Source organism: Comamonas sp. CAH-2 (assembly GCF_009668305.1).
Classification (GTDB): Bacteria; Pseudomonadota; Gammaproteobacteria; order Burkholderiales; family Burkholderiaceae_C; genus Comamonas; species Comamonas aquatica.
This window is the reverse complement of the sequence record NZ_VSWF01000014.1, coordinates 40590-62306: the sequence shown is the minus strand read 5'-3', so window position 1 is coordinate 62306 and position 21717 is coordinate 40590. Positions and strand designations below refer to the sequence as shown.

Here is a 21717-nt window from a genome sequence, read left to right as displayed (position 1 = left end):
CGCTTACTGGATGATGAAGCTGGAGAACAGCACACGGCGCACCGGGCTGCTGCGGCGGGCGGCGGGCCGCGCCTCGTCCTCATCGCCCTGGGCCTGTGCGGCTTGGGGACGTGCCGCGTTCATCCCCAGTGGGCGGGTGACCTCGCGCAGAATGTCAGAGGCCAGCTTTTCCTTGCCTTCGCGTTGCAGCAGTTCATCCGCTGTCCGCTGGGACACCAGCATCAGGATGCCATTGCGGATGCTGGGCATGTACTGCTTGACCGTGGTGGCGGTGGCCTCGTCCTGCAGCTCCAGCGTGATGCCGACCTGGGCAAAACGGTCGCCACCGGGGTCGGCCAGGTTCACCACCATGTTCTCCAGGGGCAGAAACGTGGGCACCACGGTCGCGGCGCTCTTGGCGGGCGCCTCTTCACCATAGGGGTCGCTGTGCTGTGAGCGGTTCATGACAAAGAGTGCCACTGCTGCGACGGCCACGACAAGCAAGGCGACGATGGCGCCGATGATGATCAGTTTCTTGCTCTTGGCGGGTGCCGGAGCGGCGGCAGGATTGGTTGCGGCCACGTTGTGGTTCCTTGATGGAGATAGTGAATTCGCTCACCCTTGCCGGGGACAGTCCCCGGGAACGGTGCACGCGCAATCTGCGCGCAACGGGTTAATTATTTCGGAGAAACCGGAAATCATAGCCAGAATAAAAGGCTCAAACAGCCGCCAAACAAATCGGCCACCCGCCGCAGCGGGCGTACGCCGCCCTCAGGCATAGACGTCCAGGCCCTGGCTGCGCGGGCGCTGCGCGCCGCTGACCCCGGCCTCAGGCACTGCCACCTGGGCATGGCGTGCGGCCCCTTGCGGCGCCCACCCATTGCCGCGCTCCTGCACGCCTGCGCCGGCCTGCTGCCCGTCCGAGGTCTGGGCCTGCACGGACACCCCCGCCAGGGCCACACCCTGCTGCTCCAGCATCTCGCGCAACTGCGCCAGGCTGTTGTCCAGCACCGCCCGGGTGTGCTGCTGGTCGGCCTGGAAAGTCACATGGGCTTCGTTGCCGCGCACGGAGACCTGCACCCGCACGTTCTGCCCATCCTGGTCCAGGACCACCTCGGCGCGCTGTTGCTTGCCCTGCAGCCAAAAGCGCATGTCTTCCACCGGCACGTCGGCCTGGGCCTCCCACTGCGCATCCTGGGCCTGCTGGGTCTCGCGCACCGCGTTCTCGGTCAAACGGGTGCCGCTGCCTTGCGCCGCGGACATGCCCGCCACCGCATCCTGCGCCGACTTGCTGCCCTCGGCACGCTCCGTGGCCTTGGGTTGCAGGCCTGCGCCTGCGGCCGCCCACTGCTCCACCTGACCAATGACGCGTTGCAGCGTTGGCGAGGGGATGGCCTGCGGGTCTTCCAGTTTCCAGGCCCCCAGCAGATTGACACGCCCCTCGGAGGCTGGCGTGTCCGGCTGCACCAGATCGGCCACGGCCTGCAATCCATCCTCGACCAGACCGGCGACTTCCGTGGCCACCTTCACCACCGCGGCCGCCGCACCACCTTCCGCCACCCAGGGCAGGGCCGACTGCACGCCGGCCGCGACGGTCGCCACGGCCTGGCCTGCCGCCACATGTGGCTGGGCCCCCCAACCTGCAGGACTGGCACGGCCCGCCGCCTGCTGCGCCAGCACAAAGCTGCCGTTTTGCAGCGCCGCATCGGCACGGTCATCCAGCAGCGCCGTCTGGCCCACCAGGCTGCCCAGGTCCAAGCCGGTGGACAAGCCATCGCGCAGCACGGCGCTGTCGACCTGCACGAGCTCGGTGGCCGGCAACTGCCGTGCCTCCAGCGCATCCTGCGCCGCCGCCCGGGCTTCGAGCGTGGCGGGAGGCTGCAGGCCTTGCAACAGCTGGGCAAACGCGGGCGCCCCTTCGCGCCCGTCTTCCACCTTGCTCTTGTCCTGCTTGTCGCTGGCCGCGGCCTTCGCCTTGGTCGGCGTGTTCGCTGCTTGAATATCCATGCTCAGACCTCTTGAAACTGCAAGCCGAACGTGCGGCCGATGAACTGCAGAGCCGCACGCTCATCGGTCTGCTTTTGCTCGCGGCGCATCTGCGCCAGCGCGATATCGCGGCGGCGGGTTTCCACCACCTTGTTCAGGCTGCTCAGGCGCAGCTCCGTCGCCATCAAGGCCTTCTGCGCCGCTTCCAGGCGGATCGCCTGGTCTGCCATCACCTTGGTTTGCAGGTTGATGGCATGCTGCAGCCGGTCCATGAACTGGCCGTGGTGGAACATCACCTCGGGCTTCATGGCCGCCCCTTCGCTGGCCCCCCAGCGCTGCTGCATTTCCCGGGCGTAGTTGTCCAGCTGCTCCATCTGGGACCTGGCGGCATCGTGGGCATGCTGACGCTCGCGCAAGGCCTGGCGCGCCTCGTCGCGTTTGCGCGTGGCCATTTCGATCGCGATCATCAGTGCATTGAGTGACGACATTCCCAGCATCCTCTAGTTGTCTCAAGCCGGCTGTTGCAGGACATCAGCCATTTGCGCCAGGCTCTCGTCCATGGAAGCAGACTCGAACATGGTCTGCTGCAGGAACGTGGCCATCGCCGGTTGCAGGCGGATGGCCTCGTCGACCTGGGGATCGGAGCCGTTGACATAAGCTCCTACTTGTATCAAATCCTTGCTTTTTTGATAGCGCGAATAGACGGCCCTAAACCGTCTAGCTAACTCAAAATGCTCCCGGCTGACGACGTTGTGCATCACCCGCGAGGCCGACTGCTCAATATCGATGGCCGGGTAATGCCCCTGTTCCGCCAGGGCCCGCGACAGCACGTAGTGGCCATCCAGGATGGCGCGCGAAGCGTCCGCAATCGGGTCCTGCTGGTCGTCCCCTTCAGACAGCACGGTGTAGAAGGCCGTGATCGACCCCACGCCATTCAAGCCGTTGCCACTGCGCTCGACCAGGGCCGGCAGCTTGGCAAAGCAGGACGGCGGATAGCCCTTGGTGGCGGGTGGCTCGCCAATCGCCAGCGCAATCTCCCGCTGGGCCTGGGCATACCGGGTCAGCGAATCCATGAGCAGCAGCACATGCTTGCCCTTGTCGCGGAAATGTTCGGCAATCGCCGTGGCGTAGGTGGCCCCCTGCATGCGCAGCAGCGGCGGGGCATCGGCCGGCGCCGCCACCACCACCGCGCGGCTGCGGTCCTGGGCGCCCAGGATGTCCTCGACGAATTCCTTGACCTCGCGGCCGCGCTCACCGATCAGGCCCACGACGATCACGTCGGCCTGGGTGAAGCGCGCCATCATGCCCAGCAGCACCGATTTACCGACGCCCGAACCCGCAAACAGGCCCAGACGCTGGCCACGCCCCACGGTCAGCAGGCTGTTGATGGCCCGCACGCCCGTATCCAGGCTTTCGCGCACCGGGGCGCGCTCCATGGCATTGATGGGCTCGCGGTCCAACGGCTCGGACACGACGTTCACCAGCGCGCCGCCGTGGTCCAGCGCCACACCCTGCGAGTCGACCACGCGTCCCAGCAAGCCATCGCCCATGGGCAGGCGCAGCACGCCCGTGGCCAGGGACGGCGCCTCGGTATCCCCCAGGCGCAGCGGCGGCACAAACGGCTCGGCAGGCGTGACGGTCGCCCCGCACGACAAACCCTGGATGTCGCCGGCCGGCATCAGGAACGCCCGATCGCCGGCAAAACCCACAACCTCGGCCAGCACCGGCTCCTGGCCGGGCATCTGCAGATGGCATTGCGAGCCCACGGGCACGCGCAGGCCACTGGCCTCGAGCACCAGGCCGGTCAGCCGCGTCAAGGTGCCGTGGCTGTGCAAGGGCAGCGGCTGGTTCACGCGCTCGCGCCCCACCCGCAGCATGTCCTGCAACTGCACCACTGCGGCGCCGATGGGCGAATGGTCAGTTGCCATGGCCGGCTCCACCGTCGTACCAGGTCGACACCAGGCCCAGCGCCGCCACGGCACGCTGCCAGCGGCGCTCCAGGCTGCCATCGATCTGCGCGCCCTGGCTTTCCACCAGGCAGCCGCCCTTGGCCACGGTAGGGTCGGACAGCCATTCCAACTTGGGATTGGGCAAGGCGGCGCGCAGGTGGGCCTGCAGCTGCTGGAAATCCTCGGGATTCAGGCGCACCACGGCCGGTTTGGTGTCGGCCCCCAGCATGTCCAGGGCCTCGGCCACCACGGGTTGCAGGGCCTGGGGGTTGCAGCGCAGTTCCTGGCGCACCACCTGGCGCGCGATGTCCACGGCCAGCTGTAGCAAGTCGGGTGCCATCTGCTGCTGCAGACCCTGCACCCCGGTCTGTGCCGCATGCAGCACCTCGTTCAGGCGCTGTGCCGTTTCACGGCCCAGGTTGTTCTGGTAGTCGGCCATGCGGGCCTGCCATTCCTGGGCCGCCTGCTGCTGGCCTTGCTCCAGGCCCTGGGCATAGGCCTCCTGGCGGGCCTGTTCCAGTTGCTGCTGCAGCTCTTCCTCGGAAATCCCAGGCACCGGCAGGGGCACATCATCGAGCTCCAGCTCGGGCACGGGCGCGGCCTCCAGCTCCTCGGGCTGCGGCTCCGCCACGGACTCTTCGGCCAAGGGCAGCAAGGCGGGGTCCGAGGTCATCTCGGGCATGGCCGCAAAGCCTTTGTTGAAGGTGCCATTGCGGACACCACCAAAGTGCCAGTGCCGCACCTGCTGCTCGTCAATCTCTTCGCTGGGAATAAAGCGTGTCATGTCAACCTACTGGAACTGCGAAGGACTGGCCTTAGACAAAGCTGTCTTCTGGGCCACCGCCCAGCGTGATCTGGTTTTCGTCCGCCAAGCGACGCACCACCTTGAGGATTTCCTTTTGCTGCGCCTCCACCTCGGACAGGCGCATGGGGCCGCGCGCTTCCAGGTCTTCGCGCAGGGCCGCGGCCGCACGCATGGACATGTTGGCCAGGATCTTGTCGCGCACTTCCATGGAGCCGCCCTTGAGCGAGATGATCAGCGTCTCGGACGCCACCTCGCGCAGCACCAGCTGCAGCGAGCGGTCGTCCAGCTTGACCAGGTCGTCGAACACGAACATCTTGTCCATGATCTTCTGCGCCAGGTCTGCGTCGTAGTTGCGGATGGTGTCCAGCACCGCCACGTCGGCATTGCCGCCCAGCAGGTTGATCATCTCGGCCGCAGCCTTGACACCGCCCAGCGAGGTCTTGCGGATCTTGTCGCCACCGGCCAGCACCTTGTAGAGCACCTCGTTCAGGTCCTTCAGCGCCGAAGGCTGGATACCTTCCAGCGTGGCCACGCGCAACATCACTTCGCTGCGCATGCGCTCGGGCAGCTGCATCAGCACCGCCGCGGCCTGGTCGAACTCCAGGTGCACCAGGATGGCCGCCACGATCTGCGGGTGTTCGTTGCGCAGCAGTTCCGCCACCGAGATCGGGTCCATCCACTTCAGGCTTTCAATGCCCGAGACGTCCCCGCCCTGCAAGATGCGGTCCAGCAGCAGCGCAGCCTTGTCATCTCCCAGCGCACGGCGCAGCACCGACTTGACGTAGTCGCTGGCGTCCTCGACCAGCAGGCTCTGGGCGGCGCAGTCGTCGGTGAAGCGCGCGATCACGAAATCCACTTTTTCCTTGGACACCCCGCGCATGCGGGCAATCGTCTCACCCAGCTTCTGCACTTCCTTGGGCGACAGGTGCTTGAAAACCTCGGCCGCCTCTTCCTCGCCCAGGGACATCAGCAAAATGGCGGCGTCGTTCAGACCTCGATCATCCATAGCAAACTCTTTGTGTTCTGTAGATAGTTAGGTGCCAGCGGTCAGGATCAGTGGCTGCCATCGCTGCCATTGACCCAGGTCTTGACGATGTTGGCCACGGCAATCGGGTTCTGCTTGGCCAGGGCACGCGCCTGCTCCAGGCGCAGCTCCTCGGGGGTGGGCTCGCCCGGCTTGGGCGGCGCGGCCAGTGCTGGGCGCTCCAGCTCTTCGGCCTCCAGCAGATCCAGCTGCTGGGCCAGCTCCTTCTTCTTGCGGGCCTTGAGGATCGGACGCACCACGCCGAACATCAGGATCAGGGCCGCCAGCACCAGGCCCACCGGCCAGGCGATGGAGCGCACCAGATCGATCGTTTCGGGCTGCTGCCAGATCGGCAGGTCCGAAGCCAGGCGCAGCTCCTGCTGGAAGGGCGTGTTCATCAGATTGACCGAATCCCCGCGCTCCGCGTTGAAACCGATGGTCTCGCGCACCAGGGCCAGCATCTGTGCCTGCTGCGCCTCGGTCATGGCCTGGGGCGTCACGGCCGCGCCGGCCTCGGTCGCTGTGCCGGGCAGGTAGTTCACCACCACCGCAGCCGTCATGCGCTTGATGGAGCCCGTGCTGTTGCGGGTCACGCGCACGGTCTTGTCCACTTCATAGTTGGTGACCGATTCGCGCTTGCTGCCGGGAATGGCCATGATGTTGGTCTGCTGGCCATTGGCCGCCTGCAGCGTGGGGGCCGCGCCGTTGATGGGCGCAGCCGCGTTCTGCGGGGGCTGGTTGCTGACGGCACCGGGCACGCCGGTCGGGGGCACGGGCTCTTTCTCGCCGGTGCTTTCCAGCACCTGCTGGCTGCGCACCGCGCTCGCGGCCTGGCCTTGGTTGGGGGCATGCAGCTCCGAGGTCGATTCGGTGCGCGAAAAGTCCAGCTCGGCCGTCACCTGCGCCTTCACATTACCCTTGCCGACCACCGGCTCCAGGATGTCCAGGATGCGCTGGGTGTACTGCTTTTCCAGCTGTTGCTGGTACATCAGCTGCTGGACGTTGACGGGGCTGTCTTCAGGGTTGCCCGTCTGCGACAGCAGCTTGCCCGAGTCGTCCAGCACGCTGACCGCGCTGGGCAGCATTTCCGGCACGCTGGAAGAAATCAGGTGCACGATGCCCGCGATCTGCGTGCGGTCCAGCATGCGACCGGGGTACAGGGTCAGCAGCACGGAGGCCGAAGGCTTTTGCTGCTCACGGAAAAAACCATTCTGGTTGGGCAGGGCCAGGTGCACGCGGGCGTTCTGCACGGCCGACAGGCCCATGATGGAGCGGGTCAGCTCACCCTCCAGGCCGCGCTGGTAGTTCACGCGCTCCTGGAACTGGGTGATGCCGAACTTGCTGTTCTCCATGATCTCGAAGCCGGAGACTGCGCCCTTGGGCAGCCCCTGGGTCGCCAGCTTCAGGCGCACATCGTGCACCCGGTCCGCGGGGATCATGATCGAACCACCACCTTCGGTGTACTTGTAGGGCACGTTCATGGCCGCCAGCTGCGTGACGATGGCGCCACCGTCCTTGTCGCTCAGATTGGAGAACAGCACGCGGTAATCGGGCTGTCGGCTGAACATCAAGGCCGCCACCAGACCGGCGACCACCAGCGCGCCCACAGCGCCGATCAGGATGCGCTGATTGCGATCAAGGCTTGCCACCCGCTGCTGCCAGTTCATCGGGCTTGCGGCAGGGGGGTTCTCAGCAACAGGAATTTCAGCAACTGCAGACATGTTCTTTTCCAAATGGGAGCTCAGGCCCGACACGGAGCCCAACGTGCTGCCGATTATTCGGACTTCCCTTGCCAGCGTTCCCCCGATAAGGCGGCCGTTTCCCCATTTATTCGCACAGATGCCAGGTTTGCATTTGCCTACGATTGCGCCATCAATCAAGAACAACCTAGGGATGAACACCATGGACCTGCGCCTGCAAAGCACCAACTCTGCGCTGACACCCATTTCCAGCGATATGGCCCAACGCCTGACCAAGCCTGTGCAGCAGGCCGAAGCAGACGGCCATGGTTTCAGCCACGCCCTGGAAAACGCGCTGCGCTCCGTCAGCGCCGCCCAGAACCACTCCAGCCACCTGCAGCAAGAAGTGCAGATGGAAAATCCCTCGGTCAGCCTGGAAGAAACCATGGTGGCCATGCAGAAGGCGCAAATCGGCTTCCAAGCCACCCTGCATGTGCGCAACCGCCTGGTGCAGGCCTATACCGATGTCATGAACATGCAAGTCTGAGCACCTGCCTGTGCAGGACGAGTGGCCACCCCGGCCTGCGCCCTGCCCTAACGCTCGCCCCTTCAAAAAATCTTGATGACCGCACCCCTCGGGTTGCGGTCTTTTTTGCGCGCGAACCTGGCCACTGCCCATCGCCACGCAAGCAGGTCCACAGGCCTTTCAGCTCAGAAAAAATGAGCGAACCGCGCACATCCATCGGTCCCTTCAGGTCATTAATACCTTGAAGTTCTTCATAGACCAGCGCTAGCAGCTATCAAAAACATTGGGACTCAGCTCCTGGCGGTTTCAACGGCACCAACCACACCAACACCCAGATCTGACTGCCCCGGACGAGGCATGAAAAAAGCCGCATGCCTTACAGCATGCGGCTTGTGTCCCCACCAAGGACCTAACCACCTAGCAGGACGCAGCGCCCACCTCAGTGCAACACCGAGCTGGCCGGCACCTTGCCCAGGTGCTCCAGCGTCGCCAGCCACGGCTCGGCCAGCACCCGAATCTGCGCGTCATTGCGCAAGATGCTCTGCATGATGCGCGTCTTTTCCTTGCGCTGCGCCGGCGTCAGCACCAGCTCCTGCGACTGCACGCGCAGCTCGCCAATCAGCACGGCGCACGATTTCTCACACTCCACCACGCAGCCCCAGTTTTGCTGCATCGCTGCTGCCAGCATTTCGGCACTCTTGGCCTCAATGGCCTTGTAGTAATCGAGCAATCTGTTCTCCTGCACAGCACCCCCTCACATCACAGGGTTGGCTGCGGTTCCAATCTCTTTCCAGCCTTGCGCCACGGGCTGCAAAACCTTGATGACGTCTTCCACCAATGCCACATCATTGTGGATGTTTGCCTTGGTCAATTGGGCCACAGAATAGTCATACAGCAGCTTCAAATTAGCCGCCAATTCACCACCTTTTTCAAGGTCCAGACCCATGACCAAACCCTCTTGCAAAATGCGTACGGATTTGGAAATGTGGCGACCTTTTTCCTCCACTTCGCCACGCTCGATGGCACCACGCGCTGCGTTCAGCGACTGGAACAAGCCATCAAACAGCATCTGGATCAGTTGGTGCGGGGAAGCGTTCTCGACACCCGAGTGGGCACCCACCTGACGATAGGCATTGGCTGCCCCGTAGCCTGTAGAAGAAAACATGTGTTGTTCCTTACTCTAATTCGGACGCGTTCTGCTTGGATTGCACAGCCACACGCACGAACTCAAAAAATCCGAAAAATAACCTGGTACCCGAATCAGCTCGAGGACTTGTTCCACGTCGTCACCATCTGCGAGACGTAGGAGTTCAGGGCATTCAGCGAGGACATTTTTACGTCCAGCGCCGAATACTGTTTGTACAGCCGCTCCTCCAAGGCCGTGGCGCGCTCGTTGACCTTGGTCTGCTCTGCCGCATTGCTCTTGAGTTTCTTCTCCAGCGCATCCGACGTGTTATTCAGCGTGCCTTCGTAGGCCAGCAGCTTGTCCGTAAAACCCTTGAAGTTCACGGCAATACCACCGTTCTGGCCCAAGCTGTCCGCCTTGTGCGCAAACAATCCCTTCAGATCGTCCACCGAGGTCAGCGCCTTGTCCAGCTTGGTCGCATCCACCGACAATTTACCGCCTTCCAGCATCTGAATACCGATCTCCGACAAGCGCTTGAATGCGCCATCGGAACCCGAGATCCCCATGGTCAACATACGCAAGGAATTTTGCAAGCTCACTGTCGCGCTGTCCCCTTGTAGCACCCCAGCACCACTGCTTTGCGCGGACTCGTCAACCTTGCCATCCGCCGTGCGCACCGCCTTGGTCGATTTGGCCAGCAGATCGTTCAAGGCGTTGTAAGCATCCACAAATTCCTGGATGTTCTTTTTCATGGACTCGGTGTCTTGCTTGACCGTCAAAGTCGCAGGATTCGTAGTCACCTCCGACACCGTGAACGACAGACCTGGCAAGGTGTTCGCGAACGTATTGCTGGCTGACTCCACAGTCACTCCGTTCAGCTTAATGACAGCGTTTTGAGCAGGTTGCGCCTCCACTTGCCCCAGTTTTGCCAAAGCAGGGGCAATGTCCACGCTAAAGCTGTTGCTGGTCCCACTGTCTTTGGAGCGCAGCATAAGGCGCTCCTTGCCATTCACATCAGTCACCACAGAGGCCTGAACTCCCATGCCTGCATCGTTGATCTTGACAGCAATTTTGGTCAACGTGTCAGCACTGGAAATATCCAGCTCTTTGACCACCTGACTCGCACCCGCACCCATTTTGAGGGTGATTTTTCCGGATGCGCCCATTGTTTCATCTTTGGCCAAAGCCGCAGCCGCAGCCCCCCCCCACGATCGTGGTCTGCGCCTGGGCCAAGTGCGTGACACTGATGTTGTAGGCCCCCGGTGTAGCAATCCCCGTCATGCTTCCAGAAATTGTGGAATTGCTGGTGGAAATATTCACCCCATTCCAGGCACTGTCCCGAGACAGTTTGGAAACAATGTCACCCAAAGTCGATGTCAGCGACTTGATTTCACCATACGCCGAAATCTGGGTCTGAATGCCTTCCGCACGCGCTTCCAGCTTCTTGAGCGGCGTTTTTTCAGCAGTCACCATCTGTTCGACGATCTTGGCAACATCCAACCCGCTACCGATACCAGCCGATGAAATTGCCATGGTGAAACCTCCTGAATAACGTGCTGCGCATTGTTTGATGGTTGCCCCCTGCAAATACAGGCAAGACACACCACAGCAGATTGTGACGCTGACTACACCAATGCAAAAGCTTGAAAAAAACCTGTAGTACCCGTCAATCCAGTTGACCCGAGTACAACAACGCAGCTCTTACATGCTCCATCGGCAGTCGAAGACAAAACTTTAGAACTTTGAACCTCAACCTGCTTGTCATACCCACGTGGATGCACAAGCTTCTGCAGACAAAAATACCCCAAACGCGCTGCGTATATAAAAAAGACAGCCCTGCTTGCACAAGGCTGTCATCAAAAGCAAAACGTTCATCCGATCGTCCCGACCACCAGCAAGGGCAGGCCAGGACGCAGCCGTCTTAACGCAACAGGCTCAGCACCTGTTGGGGCAGCTGGTTGGCCTGGGCCACCATGGCTGTGCCAGCTTGCTGCAGGATCTGCGTGCGGCTCAGGTTCGCAGTCTCCTTGGCAAAGTCAGCATCGGTGATGCGGCCGCGGGCTGTCGTGATGTTCTCGCTCTGGATGTCGATGTTCTCCACAGCTTTTTCGAAGCGCGTCTGAATCGCACCCAGTTCGCCACGGGCCGTGTTCACCTTGTCAATCGCCTGGTCAATGCGCTGCAGCGCTTCCCAGGCACCGGCCTGGGTATCGATCTTGATCGCGTCGATGCCTTTACCGCCAGCAGCGGTGAAACCAGCCGTCACATCGACCGCAGCGATGCTGCTGCTGGTGTCGATCCGGATGTCAGCAATATCTTCACCGTCGCCCTGGTTCTCGGTCGCACGCAGCTCAATCTTGGTCTTGTCTTCGCTCAGGAAGGCCGTCACACCGGTATCAGCGGTCTTGGAGTTGATCGCAGCAATCACCTTGCCCAGTGCTTCGTCTTCTGTAACGTTGACATCTTTTTCGATCTTGGCGTCGACAGATTTGCCATTTGCACCGGTGATCGAGATGGTCACAGACCCTTGAGAGATCGAAGCCTGCGCTTGGGTCTTGACCGTTGCAGCAGTGATATCCGCACCCTTGCCATACGTGGAGTTGCCCAGCTCAGCCACCTTGGTGTTGGCCAGCGCACCCACGGTGATGTTGTCGCCGGAGTTGGCACCCACCTGGAACATCGCACCGGTGAATTGGCCGTCCAGCAGTTTCTGGCCGTTGAAGCTGGTGGTCTTGGCCACACGGTCCACTTCATCGCGCAATTGCGACAGCTCGGCTTGCAGGGCTTCGCGGTCAGACTTGCTGTTGGTGGCGTTGCTGGACTGCACGGCCAGCTCACGCATGCGTTGCAGCATGTCGCCCACCTTGCCCAGCGCCCCTTCGGCGGTTTGCGCCAGCGAAATGCCATCGTTCGCATTGCGCGAGGCCACGGCCAAACCACGCACCTGGGTGCTCATGCGCTCGGCAATCGCCAAGCCCGCAGCGTCGTCCTTGGCGCTGTTGACGCGCAGACCGGAAGACAGGCGCTGCATCGAAGTTGCCAGCGAACTGCCTGACAACCCCAGATTGCGCTGGGCATTGATGGACACAACGTTGGTGTTAATTGACATACCCATTTTGATTCCCCTTCGTGATGGATCGATCTTCAGTGATACGCCTTTGCCCAAGCTCTGAAATATGACTCTTCAAATGCATGGGTTTGGGCTTTTGGTGCGGAGGTTTAGGCGCCCCCGTTTCTTGCTGCATCGGCGGGTTGCTGTTTGAAGAGGTAAACAACCCGACGCTGCATAACTTTTACGACCTGGCTTATTTCAGCAGGCTCAGCACTTGCTGAGGCAGTTGGTTGGCCTGTGCCACCATGGCTGTACCCGCTTGCTGCAGGATCTGCGTGCGGCTCAGGTTCGCAGTCTCCTTGGCAAAGTCAGCATCGGTGATGCGGCCGCGGGCTGTCGTGATGTTCTCGGCCATGATGTCGATGTTCTCGATCGACTTCTCAAAGCGCGTCTGAATGGCGCCCAGCTCGGCACGGGCGGAGCTGACCTTGTCCAAAGCACTGTCAATGCGTTGCAACGCTTCCCAGGCACCGGCCTGGGTATCGATCTTGATCGCGTCGATGCCTTTACCGCCAGCAGCGGTGAAACCAGCCGTCACATCGACCGCAGCGATGCTGCTGCTGGTGTCGATCCGGATGTCAGCAATATCTTCACCGTCGCCCTGGTTCTCGGTCGCACGCAGCTCAATCTTGGTCTTGTCTTCGCTCAGGAAGGCCGTCACACCGGTATCAGCGGTCTTGGAGTTGATCGCAGCAATCACCTTGCCCAGTGCTTCGTCTTCTGTAACGTTGACATCTTTTTCGATCTTGGCGTCGACAGATTTGCCATTTGCACCGGTGATCGAGATGGTCACAGACCCTTGAGAGATCGAAGCCTGCGCTTGGGTCTTGACCGTTGCAGCAGTGATATCCGCACCCTTGCCATACGTGGACTGACCCAACTGATCCACCTTGGTGTTGGCCAGCGCGCCCACGGTGATGTTGTCGCCCGCGTTGGCGCCCACCTGAAACACCCCGCCAGAGAATTGGCCGTCCAGCAACTTCTGGCCGTTGAAGGTAGTGGTCTTGGCGACGCGGTCCACTTCATCGCGCAGTTGCGACAACTCGGCCTGCAGAGCTTCGCGGTCAGACTTGCTGTTGGTGGCGTTGCTGGACTGCACGGCCAGCTCACGCATGCGCTGCAGCATGTCGCCCACCTTGCCCAGTGCACCTTCAGCAGTCTGCGCCAGCGAGATACCGTCGTTCGCATTGCGCGAGGCCACGGCCAAACCACGCACCTGGGTGCTCATTCGCTCGGCAATCGCCAAGCCCGCAGCGTCGTCCTTGGCGCTGTTGACGCGCAGGCCGGAAGACAGGCGCTGCATGGAGACACCCAAAGAACCACCTGACAAGCTCAGATTGCGCTGCGCGTTGATGGAGACGACGTTGGTGTTGATGGTCATGGCCATGGTGCGATTCCTTTACGTTTGCGTATCGACGGTTGAATGTTTGCTTTGTCGAAACAAGCTAGAGGCCTCTTTGTGCCTTGGTATGCAGCTCTTTGTTTAGAACCGCACGCCTGCTCCGTACAAAACTGTTATCGGAGTACTTTTTTTTTTCTTTAGACTTTTTTTGGCAACACCACACACCCATGCTCTAAATCACCACGCACCACACCTCATCCGAAACCCAAAGAAGCTGGGAAAAGCACGTGCTTATTCAAGGTATGCACACCCCAGAGCCAAGGAAGAATCCTTCCTATCGCTAGCGTTGCCTGCTGCTCATTCGTGCCCATGGTGCCTGCAGCGATGCACAGCAACCCGCTTTTCCAAAGGAAACACAGCAATGGCCGCAACTATCAACACGAACCTTGCCTCGATCAACGCGCAGCGGAACCTGACGCTGTCGGGGCAGTCTCTGAACACCACCATGCAGCGTTTGTCGTCGGGCCTGCGTGTCAATAGCGCCAAGGACGACGCTGCAGGCTTGGCCATTTCCGAGCGCATGAATACCCAGATCAAGGGTTTGACCGTGGCCTCGCGCAATGCCAACGACGGAGTCTCGCTGGCGCAAACCGCCGAAGGCGCGCTGGGCAAGGTGGGAGACATGCTGCAACGCATGCGTGAGCTGGCCGTGCAAGCCGGCAACGCCACCAACAGCAAAAGCGACCGCGAGGCCCTACAGGCCGAAGTGGGGCAGTTGGCGGCAGAAATTGATCGCGTAGCCAAGCAAACCAATTTCAACGGCACCAAAATTTTGGACGGCAGCTTTGCCGGTGCCGTGTTCCAGGTGGGCGCCAACTCCGGCGACAACATCACCTTGGGCGCCCTGGTGGATACGCGCTCGTCGCAGCTGTCGTCGGTGTCGTACGCCACCTCTGGCGAAACTGCCGTTGAAACAGCCCAGCCCCTGGCTGTAACTGACCCTCTAGGCACATTCAGCGTTGCATCTGCCTCTGTGAGCATCACCGTGAATGGCGGCACACCGGTTTCCCTGGGCACGCTGCCCAAAGCCGACAGCCCTCAGCAACGCCTGGGCCAAGTGGTGGAAGCCATCAACCAAAAAAGCGCTGACACTGGCGTGACCGCCTATCTGACCAAGATCGAAGGCACGGAACAATACAAGGTAGAAGTTCTGTCTGAAAAGCTGGATGCGAATGGTGAGCCAGTCTCTGTGGCATTCACAGGCTTCACACCAGAAGAGACCGGACTAGACCCGGCAAATGTTGATATTACCGGCGGCGCTGGGAGCACCGGCTCTGTGGACAATGCACGCGGCATTGAAGATATTGATGTCAGCACACAAGCCGGCGCATGGATTGCACTGAAAAAGATTGACAGCGCCGTAGACCAGGTCAACAGCGCTCGCGCCACCTTGGGTGCCGTGCAGGCACGTTTTGAGAACACGGTCAACAACATCGACATCCAGGTGGAAAACCTGTCTGCCGCTCGCGGGCGCATTGTAGATGCCGATTTTGCGATGGAAACCGCCAACCTCAGCCGCACCCAGATCCTGCAGCAAGCAGGCACGGCGATGGTGGCGCAAGCCAACCAGATTCCACAAAACGTGCTGAAACTGCTGCAAGGCTAAGCAAGGGCAGCAGCAATGCCGCACTCACCGAAGCTATAAAAATACTAGCTGTTAGCGCTTGTTATTATTGAATTTCAGCTATTTTTTTAGCTGAAATCAATATGCAACAAGCGGTAGCAGCTATTTTTTTATGGAAACGCCGTGATCTGAACACACTGCGCTACCGCCGGCACGTGTTGCCCAGCATCTATGATGACTGACAGTTTTCTTCACATCTTGCAATAACGACACACCATGACGATTTCCATCGACCAATTTATCGAAAGCTTTTTGACTGCCGTAGACTTCCAGGAGGCCGTGGAAGTCACGCCAGACACCGTGCTCAAAGACCTGCCAGAGTGGGACTCACTGGCCGCGCTGGGCGTGATCGTGATGTTCGACGTGGACTTTGGTAAAACCATCACTGGTGATGATCTGAAGCACTGCACCACATTGACCGATCTGTACAAATTGCTCGGCTAAACCCGGACAGGAAAGGCATCACCATGGCGCTGTCCACACTGCATAACGTCCGCTTTGCGGGTATGGCAAGTTGCGTGCCCCGGCGGATTCTCGACAACCTGCTGGATTGCCCACCGCAACTGAAATCAGAGCGTGAACGGCTGGTGCGCAATATCGGCATCCAGAACCGCCGCATTTGTCATGAGTGGCAGTGTTTTTCCGATTTAGCTTTCAATGCCACGCAAAAGCTGCTCGACAGCTTGCAATGGCAGCGCGAAGAGATTGATGCCCTGATCGTCATTACCCAATCCCCGGACTACTTATCCCCCTCCACAGCCATCATCCTGCAGGATCGGCTGGGCCTACCCCAGACCGCCGTTGCCTTCGACGTAAACCTGGGTTGCTCCGGCTACCCATTTGGCCTGCACCTGCTGGGCAGCATGATTGCTGCCGGTGGCATCAAGAAGGGGTTGATTCTTGTTGGGGACAAGTGCGCATCCGTGCAAGATCCTCTCTTTTCCGACGCAGGCACAGCGACAGCTCTGGAGTTCGATGCCAGCGCCCCTCCCATGTACTTCGACCTGAACAGCGACGGCAGCGGCTACAAAGCCATCATGATGCCCGCAGGCGGGCACCGCGAGCCGTTCGGCCCCGAACACCTGATTCCCACACGTGATGAAAATGGCCTGAAGCAATGGCCAGGGGCGTTTCAACTGGACGGCCCCGCCGTGCTGAGCTTTTCGACACAGCGCGTTCCGCCAGCAGTCAACCGGCTGCTGGAATATGCGAACACGCCCAAGGATGCTGTGGATTACTTCGTTTTCCACCAGGCCAACCGCATGATCAACGACACCATCCGCAAGAAGCTGGGACTGACAGTAGAAAAAGTGCCGTCCACCCTGCATGACTTTGGCAATACCAGCGGCGCCTCTTTGCCCATCACCATCACGGCGCGGCTGCGCGAGGCATTGCGCAGCCAATCCAAGCACTTGTTGCTCAGCGGCTTTGGTATTGGTCTGTCATGGGGCTCGTGCCTGCTGGAAGTTGACGAGCACGTGCGATTTCCCGAACTGGTGGTGTCATGACATCCGCATTCAGCCTCAACGACAAAACCATTCTGGTCACCGGTGCAAGCTCGGGCATTGGCCGGCAAATTGCATTGAGCTGCGCCCAGGCCGGCGCCCATGTCATCGCCTCAGGGCGCGATGCCCAAAGACTGGATGACACGCTGCAAGCCATGTCCGGCACCGGGCATCGGGCTCTACCACTGGATCTGTGCGATGACGCCGCTGTCAAATCTGCGGTGACTGCACTCGGCAAGATCGATGGCGTGGTACATGGTGCCGGCATCTCATTGCTAGCGCCGCTGCGACTGGCCACACGCCCGCATATCGAAAGCCAACTCGCTGCTAATCTGGTCGGCCCTATGCTGCTGACACAGCAATTGCTGCTCAGAAATGCCATTCCGCAAGGCGGTGCCGTTGTTTTCATCTCGTCCATTTCTGCCCATATCGGCGTGCACGGTGTCTCGTCCTATTCCGCCAGCAAAGGAGCAGTGGAAGCCATGGCACGCAGCCTGTCCATGGAAGTCGCGAAAAAAGGCATCCGCGTCAACTGCCTGGCACCAGGTCTTGTGCAAACGCCCATGTTCGAAGCAGCACTCAGCACCACGGGTGGCCTTGATGAAACCATCAAAAATTACCCACTGGGGCTGGGACTGCCCGAAGACGTCGCCAATGCGGCTATCTTTTTTCTCTCGCCAGCAAGCCGCTGGATCACAGGCACAACGCTGATTCTCGACGGCGGCCATACCGTAGGCTGATATGTCCCATGCAACCACGCAAGAAACTGATCATCGTCGGAGCCGGCGGCCTGGGCCGCATCGTCCATGATGTGCTGAGCCAAGACGAAGAAGTTGCCCGCGAATACACACTGGCGGGTTTTCTCGACACCCGCACCAACTTGGAACTGCCCGCTGACCTGCAAAACAGCGTACTTGGCTCTCCTCTGACCTACCAGCCACAGGACGATGAAATTTTTATCCCTGCGATAGGAGACCCACGGTGGCGCAAAAATCTGCTGGAGCCATTGATCCAGCAAGGCGCCAGCTTTTATAGCTATACACGTCAAGCCTCGATCGCAGCCCGGGCCCGCATAGGTCAAGGCGTTTTCCTGACACCTGGCGCGGTCATCTCCACCGATTGCGAAATTGGCGACTACAGCTATATCGACACCTACGTCGTCGTCGGCCATGACGTAAAAATCGGAACCCATTGCATGCTTGGCGCCATGAGTTTTCTTTCGGGCAGCGTACGCGTGCAAGATGGTGTAGCGATTCATCCGCGTGCAACCATCGCCAAGGGTGTCACTTTGGGCGAGGAAAGCACCATAGGCATTGGAACAGTCGTGCTTAAAAACGTGCCGCCTCGGGTCACGGTATTCGGCAATCCAGCCAGAGTTATCTCCACTTAATCTCGCTGGCAGATCAGCCATCTCGAATGCATTTCATATGCATGCATTAAGTTAAGCATGAAAAAACATTCCATCGCCTTTTTCTTTGATTTTTTGAATCCACAGGACCATATATCAGAAGGCTTGCTGGATATCATCTATGCTCCTTTGCACATCGGCTTAGGTCTGAAGAGTCCAATATTCAACCCCAAAAACTTGCTGATTAACCTAGATGGGTTCAATCCGACCGAATTCAAGAATCTCATAAAAAATGAGACTTCTCTCCAGGAGGATGCTGATATATGGAGAATGACTTACCATGAGATGCCGCTTCAGGCATCCGAATATTTTTTTAGCTTTCTTCATAATAAATTCCTTATTTCCGCAGGCACTCCACCATGGCTTTCAAAAGGACTGAAAGCCCACGACATCAGCTTCATGGACATCAGCCTTTCTCCCATAGAATTTCCGAGAGACCGTCTTATAGCAATTTATACGAATCATGAGAAAATAAAACAAAACATAATCAAACGTTCAGTATCCGACGAAGAAATCCGCCTGGAGGCCAGCTTGCTTGGGGCGAATTTAAGAATGCACCGAAAAAGATTCGAAACTGAATTACGATTAAAATTTGACGTTACTGATTCACTTATTATTGACTATCAATACCCCGGATCCAAAGAACTTACTTTACCCACGGGAGAAACGGCCTGCCTTGCTGATTTCTCCAAAGATATTCTTAAAATTGCAGCCGAAAGAAAAATACTTTTACTCAGAGACACCTCCAGAGAGTACGAAAATAATTTCTTCGCAAAAGAACGCAAAAAACTAGAGACCTCTCTCAGCCGATCAATTCAATATTGCCCGCAGAACAAATATCAGCTACTGGCATCCCATGATCGTTTTGAGTTTCTTAGCATCAACGCTGCATCTCATCAAGAAGCCTTTTATTTTAACAAGAAATCTCGCTCTTTGAGAGAGCGCTCAGTAGATGTTATCGGCATAACAAGCAGCGATCACCACCATCAATTTTATCTAGAAGACCTCATTTCCCCATCATTCTGGAACGAAATTTTTGAGATCAAAGATGAACCCAAAATTCACCACATCAGAAACATATCCAGAAATTATGCTCGAGATATGATGAACCAGTGGGGAGATTTTGAAAGGGTCGTCAATTGGGAGCGTGCGCAGCCGGCAATGGCATACCTCAGGTCAGGAGGAATTGTTGTCAATCATCGACTGAGTGCCTTAAACGAAAGAATTGGAAAATTAGAAAACGCATTGCAAAATAGCACACCACTCAATTCTTCAGAGAGCTCCCCAATAGAAAAAATAAAGAATACCAAGCTAGGCCAAAAGGCATTTATATTCGGAAATTCAGCTTCCATTTTGGATCTTGAGTTGAATACTCTGATGAAGATGGATACGTTCTGGTGTAACAACGCATACAGAATGGACGAGCTCAAAATTCCATTCCATCCAAAATATTATTTTTTGAGCGATGTTATCGGAATCCACAAAGCTGGAAATCGTATTCTTGACTTGGATTTTGAGGTTGGCTTTTTTTCAAGAGTTGTAAAAAAAGAAATAGATAATCAAAGACCTGATTTTTCAAAAAAAACCATCACCTATCCAGACAACATTATAAAATTCTTCGAAAATCCTACTGACGATATAAAAATCAATCCGTCTCTTTATTTGCTTGACGGAGGAACAACCACCTTTGTAATGATCCAATATGCCTATTGGATGGGATACAAGGAGGTTTATCTGGCTGGCGTTGATTTAGACTACACCAAGCCTTATTTCTACGGGGAATTCAACCCAACGTGGAATACATCTTCCGAATACTTATCAGAATCAATGAAAATATCCATCGCCACGGCAGAAAAAATCTTTCGACAAGAAGGAAGAACCCTTGGAAAGATAACCAAATCTCCCAATCTTCCTCTAGATTTTTTTAGAATGGAAGATGTGATTTAAATCACAAGGCGGCACCCTTATTTAAAAAATATAGCACAACCTCATTAACTCATGAAAATTCATAAAGCCTGCTTATGCATAATCTTGCCTTTGAATTCGAGAAGTTGAATATTATTAATATTCAACGTTTGCAATCTTTTTATCCTCGCGTGCGGGATCGCAACGATATTGCCGTCCTGCGTGATCCCGTAACTAACGTGATAATGCTCTCTAGTTCAGAGCACATGTCATCTCGCTACTACGAGGAAAAGCAGGAACAAGCAGGATATGTCGTACAGGAGAGCATCGTCGAGTCTCCCTGCCTCTCTGACGATCTCCGGCGCGCCGAGGAATTTGGCTCCCTGCTGCACGGCAAGCGTTGGCTGGATTTTGGCTGTGGTCTTGGCGGATTGCTGCATGCCATGCAAAGACACCCCATCTCGGCGCAGGGGCTGGAGCCTAGTAAAGAGCGCGCGGCCATTGCAGCATCTAAAGGCCACAGTATCGTCTGCAATCTGGATCAAGTGCCCGTGCAATCGCTCGACATAATCACGATGTTCCATGTCCTAGAGCATCTGACCACGCCACTACAAACCCTAATCCAAATCCGAGAACGTCTGCGCCCCGGTGGCACCCTGTTGATCGAAGTGCCGCACGCACGCGATGCTCTCTTCACCTTGTACGACTGTGAGGCATTCAAGCGTTTCACGTTCTGGAGCGAGCACTTGGTACTGCACACACGACAGAGCTTAGAAATTTTGCTTGCGCATGCGGGTTTTTCACAGATTCAGGTCAGCGGGAAGCAACGCTACCCACTGTCCAACCATCTGCACTGGCTAGTTCGGCAAAAGCCCGGAGGACATGACGCCTGGGCACTCCTAAATTCAGCAGGCCTACACAGCGAGTACGAGGCCATGCTGTCCCGCCTAGACAGGACAGATACGTTGATTGCAACAACCCGCGTGCCAGAAAAGCAGTGACAGTGAAAGCGCATGACCACCCATAGCTGTATTGCCTTGATCCCCCTGCGCGGCGGCTCCAAAAGCATCCCGATGAAAAACATCCGCCCACTGGGCGGGCAACCTTTGTGCGCCTGGGTGCTACGCGCCGCAGTGGCCTGCCCTTTGATTGATGCCGTGTACGTATCCACGGACTGTGACGCCATCCGGCGCACCGTGCAAGACTTGGGGTTGGGGGTGCGTCTCATCGACCGGCCCGCAGAACTGGCCACCGACGAGGCCTCCACGGAATCCGTGATGCTGCACTGCATGGACCAACTGCCCTTCGAGTGCTTGGTCACCATTCAGGCCACCTCACCACTGTTGACCAGCCAGCACCTGCAACAGGCCCTGGTGCAATTCGACGCCGAGGGACTGGATGCCATGCTGAGCGCCGTGCGCACCAAGCGCTTTTTCTGGCATGACGATGGCACGCCCATCAACTACGACCCTTTGCATCGCCCCCGACGCCAGAATTTCCCGGGCACGTTAATGGAAAACGGTGCCTTCTACATCACGCGGCGGGCCATGCTGCAATCGAGCCGTTGCCGCCTAGGCGGCAAGATCGGCATCTTTGAGATGCCGGAACATACGGCAGTAGAGATCGACGAACCGCAGGACTGGGAGACAGTCTCCCGTCTCCTTCGTGCCCCCCACTCGGCATAGCC

General features: G+C 58.3%; 22 protein-coding genes. 9 read left to right on the top strand and 13 right to left on the bottom strand.

From position 1 onward, the window contains the following. Window positions 1-3: 3 nt before the first annotated feature. The 7 genes from fliL to fliF all read right to left on the bottom strand — a co-directional run bounded on the left by fliL (window position 4) and on the right by fliF (window position 7464). Complete coding sequence (gene fliL, locus FYM52_RS10120) at window positions 4-561, bottom strand: flagellar basal body-associated protein FliL (RefSeq protein ID WP_042413535.1); 558 nt, start codon at window positions 559-561, stop codon at window positions 4-6. A gap of 189 nt (window positions 562-750) precedes the next feature. Next, window positions 751-1986 carry a flagellar hook-length control protein FliK gene (locus FYM52_RS10115; RefSeq protein WP_154163990.1) on the bottom strand — a complete coding sequence of 412 codons (1236 nt, stop codon included), beginning with the start codon at window positions 1984-1986 and terminating at the stop codon, window positions 751-753. A 2-nt stretch (window positions 1987-1988) separates the two neighbouring features. Continuing rightward, window positions 1989-2453, bottom strand: coding sequence for a flagellar export protein FliJ (gene fliJ / locus FYM52_RS10110; protein ID WP_043382851.1), 465 nt, complete (start codon window positions 2451-2453; stop codon window positions 1989-1991). Between the two features lie 21 nt (window positions 2454-2474). Next, entirely contained in the window at window positions 2475-3842 is a 1368-nt protein-coding gene (gene fliI, locus FYM52_RS10105) for a flagellar protein export ATPase FliI (protein WP_225890718.1), read from the bottom strand. A gap of 40 nt (window positions 3843-3882) precedes the next feature. Then, window positions 3883-4698 (bottom strand): flagellar assembly protein FliH, encoded by an 816-nt coding sequence (locus tag FYM52_RS10100; RefSeq protein ID WP_154163988.1) that lies wholly within the window; start codon window positions 4696-4698, stop codon window positions 3883-3885. Between the two features lie 31 nt (window positions 4699-4729). Further along, window positions 4730-5725 (bottom strand): flagellar motor switch protein FliG, encoded by a 996-nt coding sequence (gene fliG / locus FYM52_RS10095; protein WP_042413549.1) that lies wholly within the window; start codon window positions 5723-5725, stop codon window positions 4730-4732. A 47-nt stretch (window positions 5726-5772) separates the two neighbouring features. Continuing rightward, window positions 5773-7464 (bottom strand): flagellar basal-body MS-ring/collar protein FliF, encoded by a 1692-nt coding sequence (gene fliF / locus FYM52_RS10090; protein ID WP_154163987.1) that lies wholly within the window; start codon window positions 7462-7464, stop codon window positions 5773-5775. Window positions 7465-7645: 181 nt separating this feature from the next. Here fliF and fliE point away from each other — a divergent pair, with 181 nt between their 5' ends. Continuing rightward, window positions 7646-7969, top strand: coding sequence for a flagellar hook-basal body complex protein FliE (gene fliE, locus FYM52_RS10085; RefSeq protein WP_042413820.1), 324 nt, complete (start codon window positions 7646-7648; stop codon window positions 7967-7969). Window positions 7970-8387: 418 nt separating this feature from the next. Here the strand turns inward: fliE and FYM52_RS10080 are convergent, their stop codons facing one another. The 6 genes from FYM52_RS10080 to FYM52_RS10055 form a co-directional block, all read right to left on the bottom strand. After that, complete coding sequence (locus FYM52_RS10080) at window positions 8388-8636, bottom strand: flagellar protein FliT (RefSeq protein ID WP_154164004.1); 249 nt, start codon at window positions 8634-8636, stop codon at window positions 8388-8390. A 66-nt stretch (window positions 8637-8702) separates the two neighbouring features. Beyond that, the gene (gene fliS, locus FYM52_RS10075) at window positions 8703-9113 is read right to left on the bottom strand and encodes a flagellar export chaperone FliS (RefSeq protein ID WP_154163986.1); all 411 of its coding nucleotides are present in this window, start codon (window positions 9111-9113) and stop codon (window positions 8703-8705) included. Window positions 9114-9208: 95 nt separating this feature from the next. Next, entirely contained in the window at window positions 9209-10258 is a 1050-nt protein-coding gene (fliD, locus tag FYM52_RS10070) for a flagellar filament capping protein FliD (protein WP_154163985.1), read from the bottom strand. Continuing rightward, window positions 10245-10607: a flagellar cap protein FliD N-terminal domain-containing protein gene (locus tag FYM52_RS10065; protein ID WP_154163984.1), complete on the bottom strand. Its 363-nt coding sequence runs from the start codon at window positions 10605-10607 to the stop codon at window positions 10245-10247. Before FYM52_RS10065 ends, fliD begins: the two co-directional genes overlap by 14 nt. A 388-nt stretch (window positions 10608-10995) precedes the next feature. Further along, a complete protein-coding gene (locus FYM52_RS10060) occupies window positions 10996-12189 on the bottom strand; it encodes a flagellin (RefSeq protein WP_154163983.1) in 1194 nt (397 codons plus the stop codon). Window positions 12190-12379: 190 nt separating this feature from the next. After that, a complete protein-coding gene (locus FYM52_RS10055; RefSeq protein ID WP_154163982.1) occupies window positions 12380-13573 on the bottom strand; it encodes a flagellin in 1194 nt (397 codons plus the stop codon). Between the two features lie 376 nt (window positions 13574-13949). Here FYM52_RS10055 and FYM52_RS10050 point away from each other — a divergent pair, with 376 nt between their 5' ends. The 8 genes from FYM52_RS10050 (at window position 13950) to FYM52_RS10015 (ending at window position 21715) form a co-directional block, all read left to right on the top strand. After that, a complete protein-coding gene (locus FYM52_RS10050) occupies window positions 13950-15194 on the top strand; it encodes a flagellin (protein ID WP_154163981.1) in 1245 nt (414 codons plus the stop codon). Window positions 15195-15428: 234 nt separating this feature from the next. Further along, on the top strand, window positions 15429-15656 hold the full coding sequence (locus FYM52_RS10045; protein ID WP_154163980.1) for an acyl carrier protein: 228 nt from the start codon (window positions 15429-15431) through the stop codon (window positions 15654-15656). Window positions 15657-15679: 23 nt separating this feature from the next. Continuing rightward, window positions 15680-16720: a ketoacyl-ACP synthase III gene (locus tag FYM52_RS10040; protein ID WP_154163979.1), complete on the top strand. Its 1041-nt coding sequence runs from the start codon at window positions 15680-15682 to the stop codon at window positions 16718-16720. Further along, window positions 16717-17457: an SDR family NAD(P)-dependent oxidoreductase gene (locus tag FYM52_RS10035; RefSeq protein ID WP_154163978.1), complete on the top strand. Its 741-nt coding sequence runs from the start codon at window positions 16717-16719 to the stop codon at window positions 17455-17457. Before FYM52_RS10040 ends, FYM52_RS10035 begins: the two co-directional genes overlap by 4 nt. 8 nt (window positions 17458-17465) lie before the next feature. Beyond that, window positions 17466-18107, top strand: coding sequence for an acetyltransferase (locus FYM52_RS10030; RefSeq protein ID WP_154163977.1), 642 nt, complete (start codon window positions 17466-17468; stop codon window positions 18105-18107). Between the two features lie 57 nt (window positions 18108-18164). Further along, the gene (locus tag FYM52_RS10025) at window positions 18165-20072 is read left to right on the top strand and encodes a hypothetical protein (protein ID WP_154163976.1); all 1908 of its coding nucleotides are present in this window, start codon (window positions 18165-18167) and stop codon (window positions 20070-20072) included. Window positions 20073-20146: 74 nt separating this feature from the next. After that, window positions 20147-21031, top strand: a complete 885-nt coding sequence (locus FYM52_RS10020; protein WP_154163975.1) for a bifunctional 2-polyprenyl-6-hydroxyphenol methylase/3-demethylubiquinol 3-O-methyltransferase UbiG — start codon at window positions 20147-20149, stop codon at window positions 21029-21031. A 12-nt stretch (window positions 21032-21043) separates the two neighbouring features. Beyond that, a complete protein-coding gene (locus FYM52_RS10015) occupies window positions 21044-21715 on the top strand; it encodes a cytidylyltransferase domain-containing protein (RefSeq protein ID WP_154163974.1) in 672 nt (223 codons plus the stop codon). The last annotated feature ends 2 nt before the right edge of the window (window positions 21716-21717 follow it).

What these genes read in the sequence shown, in the direction of transcription:
- FYM52_RS10115 (WP_154163990.1), bottom strand. Translation starts at nt 1,986, where the DNA reads ATGGATATTCAAGCAGCGAACACGCCGACCAAGGCGAAGGCCGCGGCC.
- fliJ (WP_043382851.1), bottom strand. Translation starts at nt 2,453, where the DNA reads ATGTCGTCACTCAATGCACTGATGATCGCGATCGAAATGGCCACGCGC.
- fliI (WP_225890718.1), bottom strand. Translation starts at nt 3,842, where the DNA reads ATGCTGCGGGTGGGGCGCGAGCGCGTGAACCAGCCGCTGCCCTTGCAC.
- FYM52_RS10100 (WP_154163988.1), bottom strand. Translation starts at nt 4,698, where the DNA reads ATGACACGCTTTATTCCCAGCGAAGAGATTGACGAGCAGCAGGTGCGG.
- fliG (WP_042413549.1), bottom strand. Translation starts at nt 5,725, where the DNA reads ATGGATGATCGAGGTCTGAACGACGCCGCCATTTTGCTGATGTCCCTG.
- fliF (WP_154163987.1), bottom strand. Translation starts at nt 7,464, where the DNA reads ATGTCTGCAGTTGCTGAAATTCCTGTTGCTGAGAACCCCCCTGCCGCA.
- fliE (WP_042413820.1), top strand. Translation starts at nt 7,646, where the DNA reads ATGGACCTGCGCCTGCAAAGCACCAACTCTGCGCTGACACCCATTTCC.
- FYM52_RS10080 (WP_154164004.1), bottom strand. Translation starts at nt 8,636, where the DNA reads ATGCTGGCAGCAGCGATGCAGCAAAACTGGGGCTGCGTGGTGGAGTGT.
- fliS (WP_154163986.1), bottom strand. Translation starts at nt 9,113, where the DNA reads ATGTTTTCTTCTACAGGCTACGGGGCAGCCAATGCCTATCGTCAGGTG.
- FYM52_RS10065 (WP_154163984.1), bottom strand. Translation starts at nt 10,607, where the DNA reads ATGGCAATTTCATCGGCTGGTATCGGTAGCGGGTTGGATGTTGCCAAG.
- FYM52_RS10060 (WP_154163983.1), bottom strand. Translation starts at nt 12,189, where the DNA reads ATGGGTATGTCAATTAACACCAACGTTGTGTCCATCAATGCCCAGCGC.
- FYM52_RS10055 (WP_154163982.1), bottom strand. Translation starts at nt 13,573, where the DNA reads ATGGCCATGACCATCAACACCAACGTCGTCTCCATCAACGCGCAGCGC.
- FYM52_RS10050 (WP_154163981.1), top strand. Translation starts at nt 13,950, where the DNA reads ATGGCCGCAACTATCAACACGAACCTTGCCTCGATCAACGCGCAGCGG.
- FYM52_RS10045 (WP_154163980.1), top strand. Translation starts at nt 15,429, where the DNA reads ATGACGATTTCCATCGACCAATTTATCGAAAGCTTTTTGACTGCCGTA.
- FYM52_RS10040 (WP_154163979.1), top strand. Translation starts at nt 15,680, where the DNA reads ATGGCGCTGTCCACACTGCATAACGTCCGCTTTGCGGGTATGGCAAGT.
- FYM52_RS10035 (WP_154163978.1), top strand. Translation starts at nt 16,717, where the DNA reads ATGACATCCGCATTCAGCCTCAACGACAAAACCATTCTGGTCACCGGT.
- FYM52_RS10030 (WP_154163977.1), top strand. Translation starts at nt 17,466, where the DNA reads ATGCAACCACGCAAGAAACTGATCATCGTCGGAGCCGGCGGCCTGGGC.
- FYM52_RS10025 (WP_154163976.1), top strand. Translation starts at nt 18,165, where the DNA reads ATGAAAAAACATTCCATCGCCTTTTTCTTTGATTTTTTGAATCCACAG.
- FYM52_RS10020 (WP_154163975.1), top strand. Translation starts at nt 20,147, where the DNA reads ATGCATAATCTTGCCTTTGAATTCGAGAAGTTGAATATTATTAATATT.
- FYM52_RS10015 (WP_154163974.1), top strand. Translation starts at nt 21,044, where the DNA reads ATGACCACCCATAGCTGTATTGCCTTGATCCCCCTGCGCGGCGGCTCC.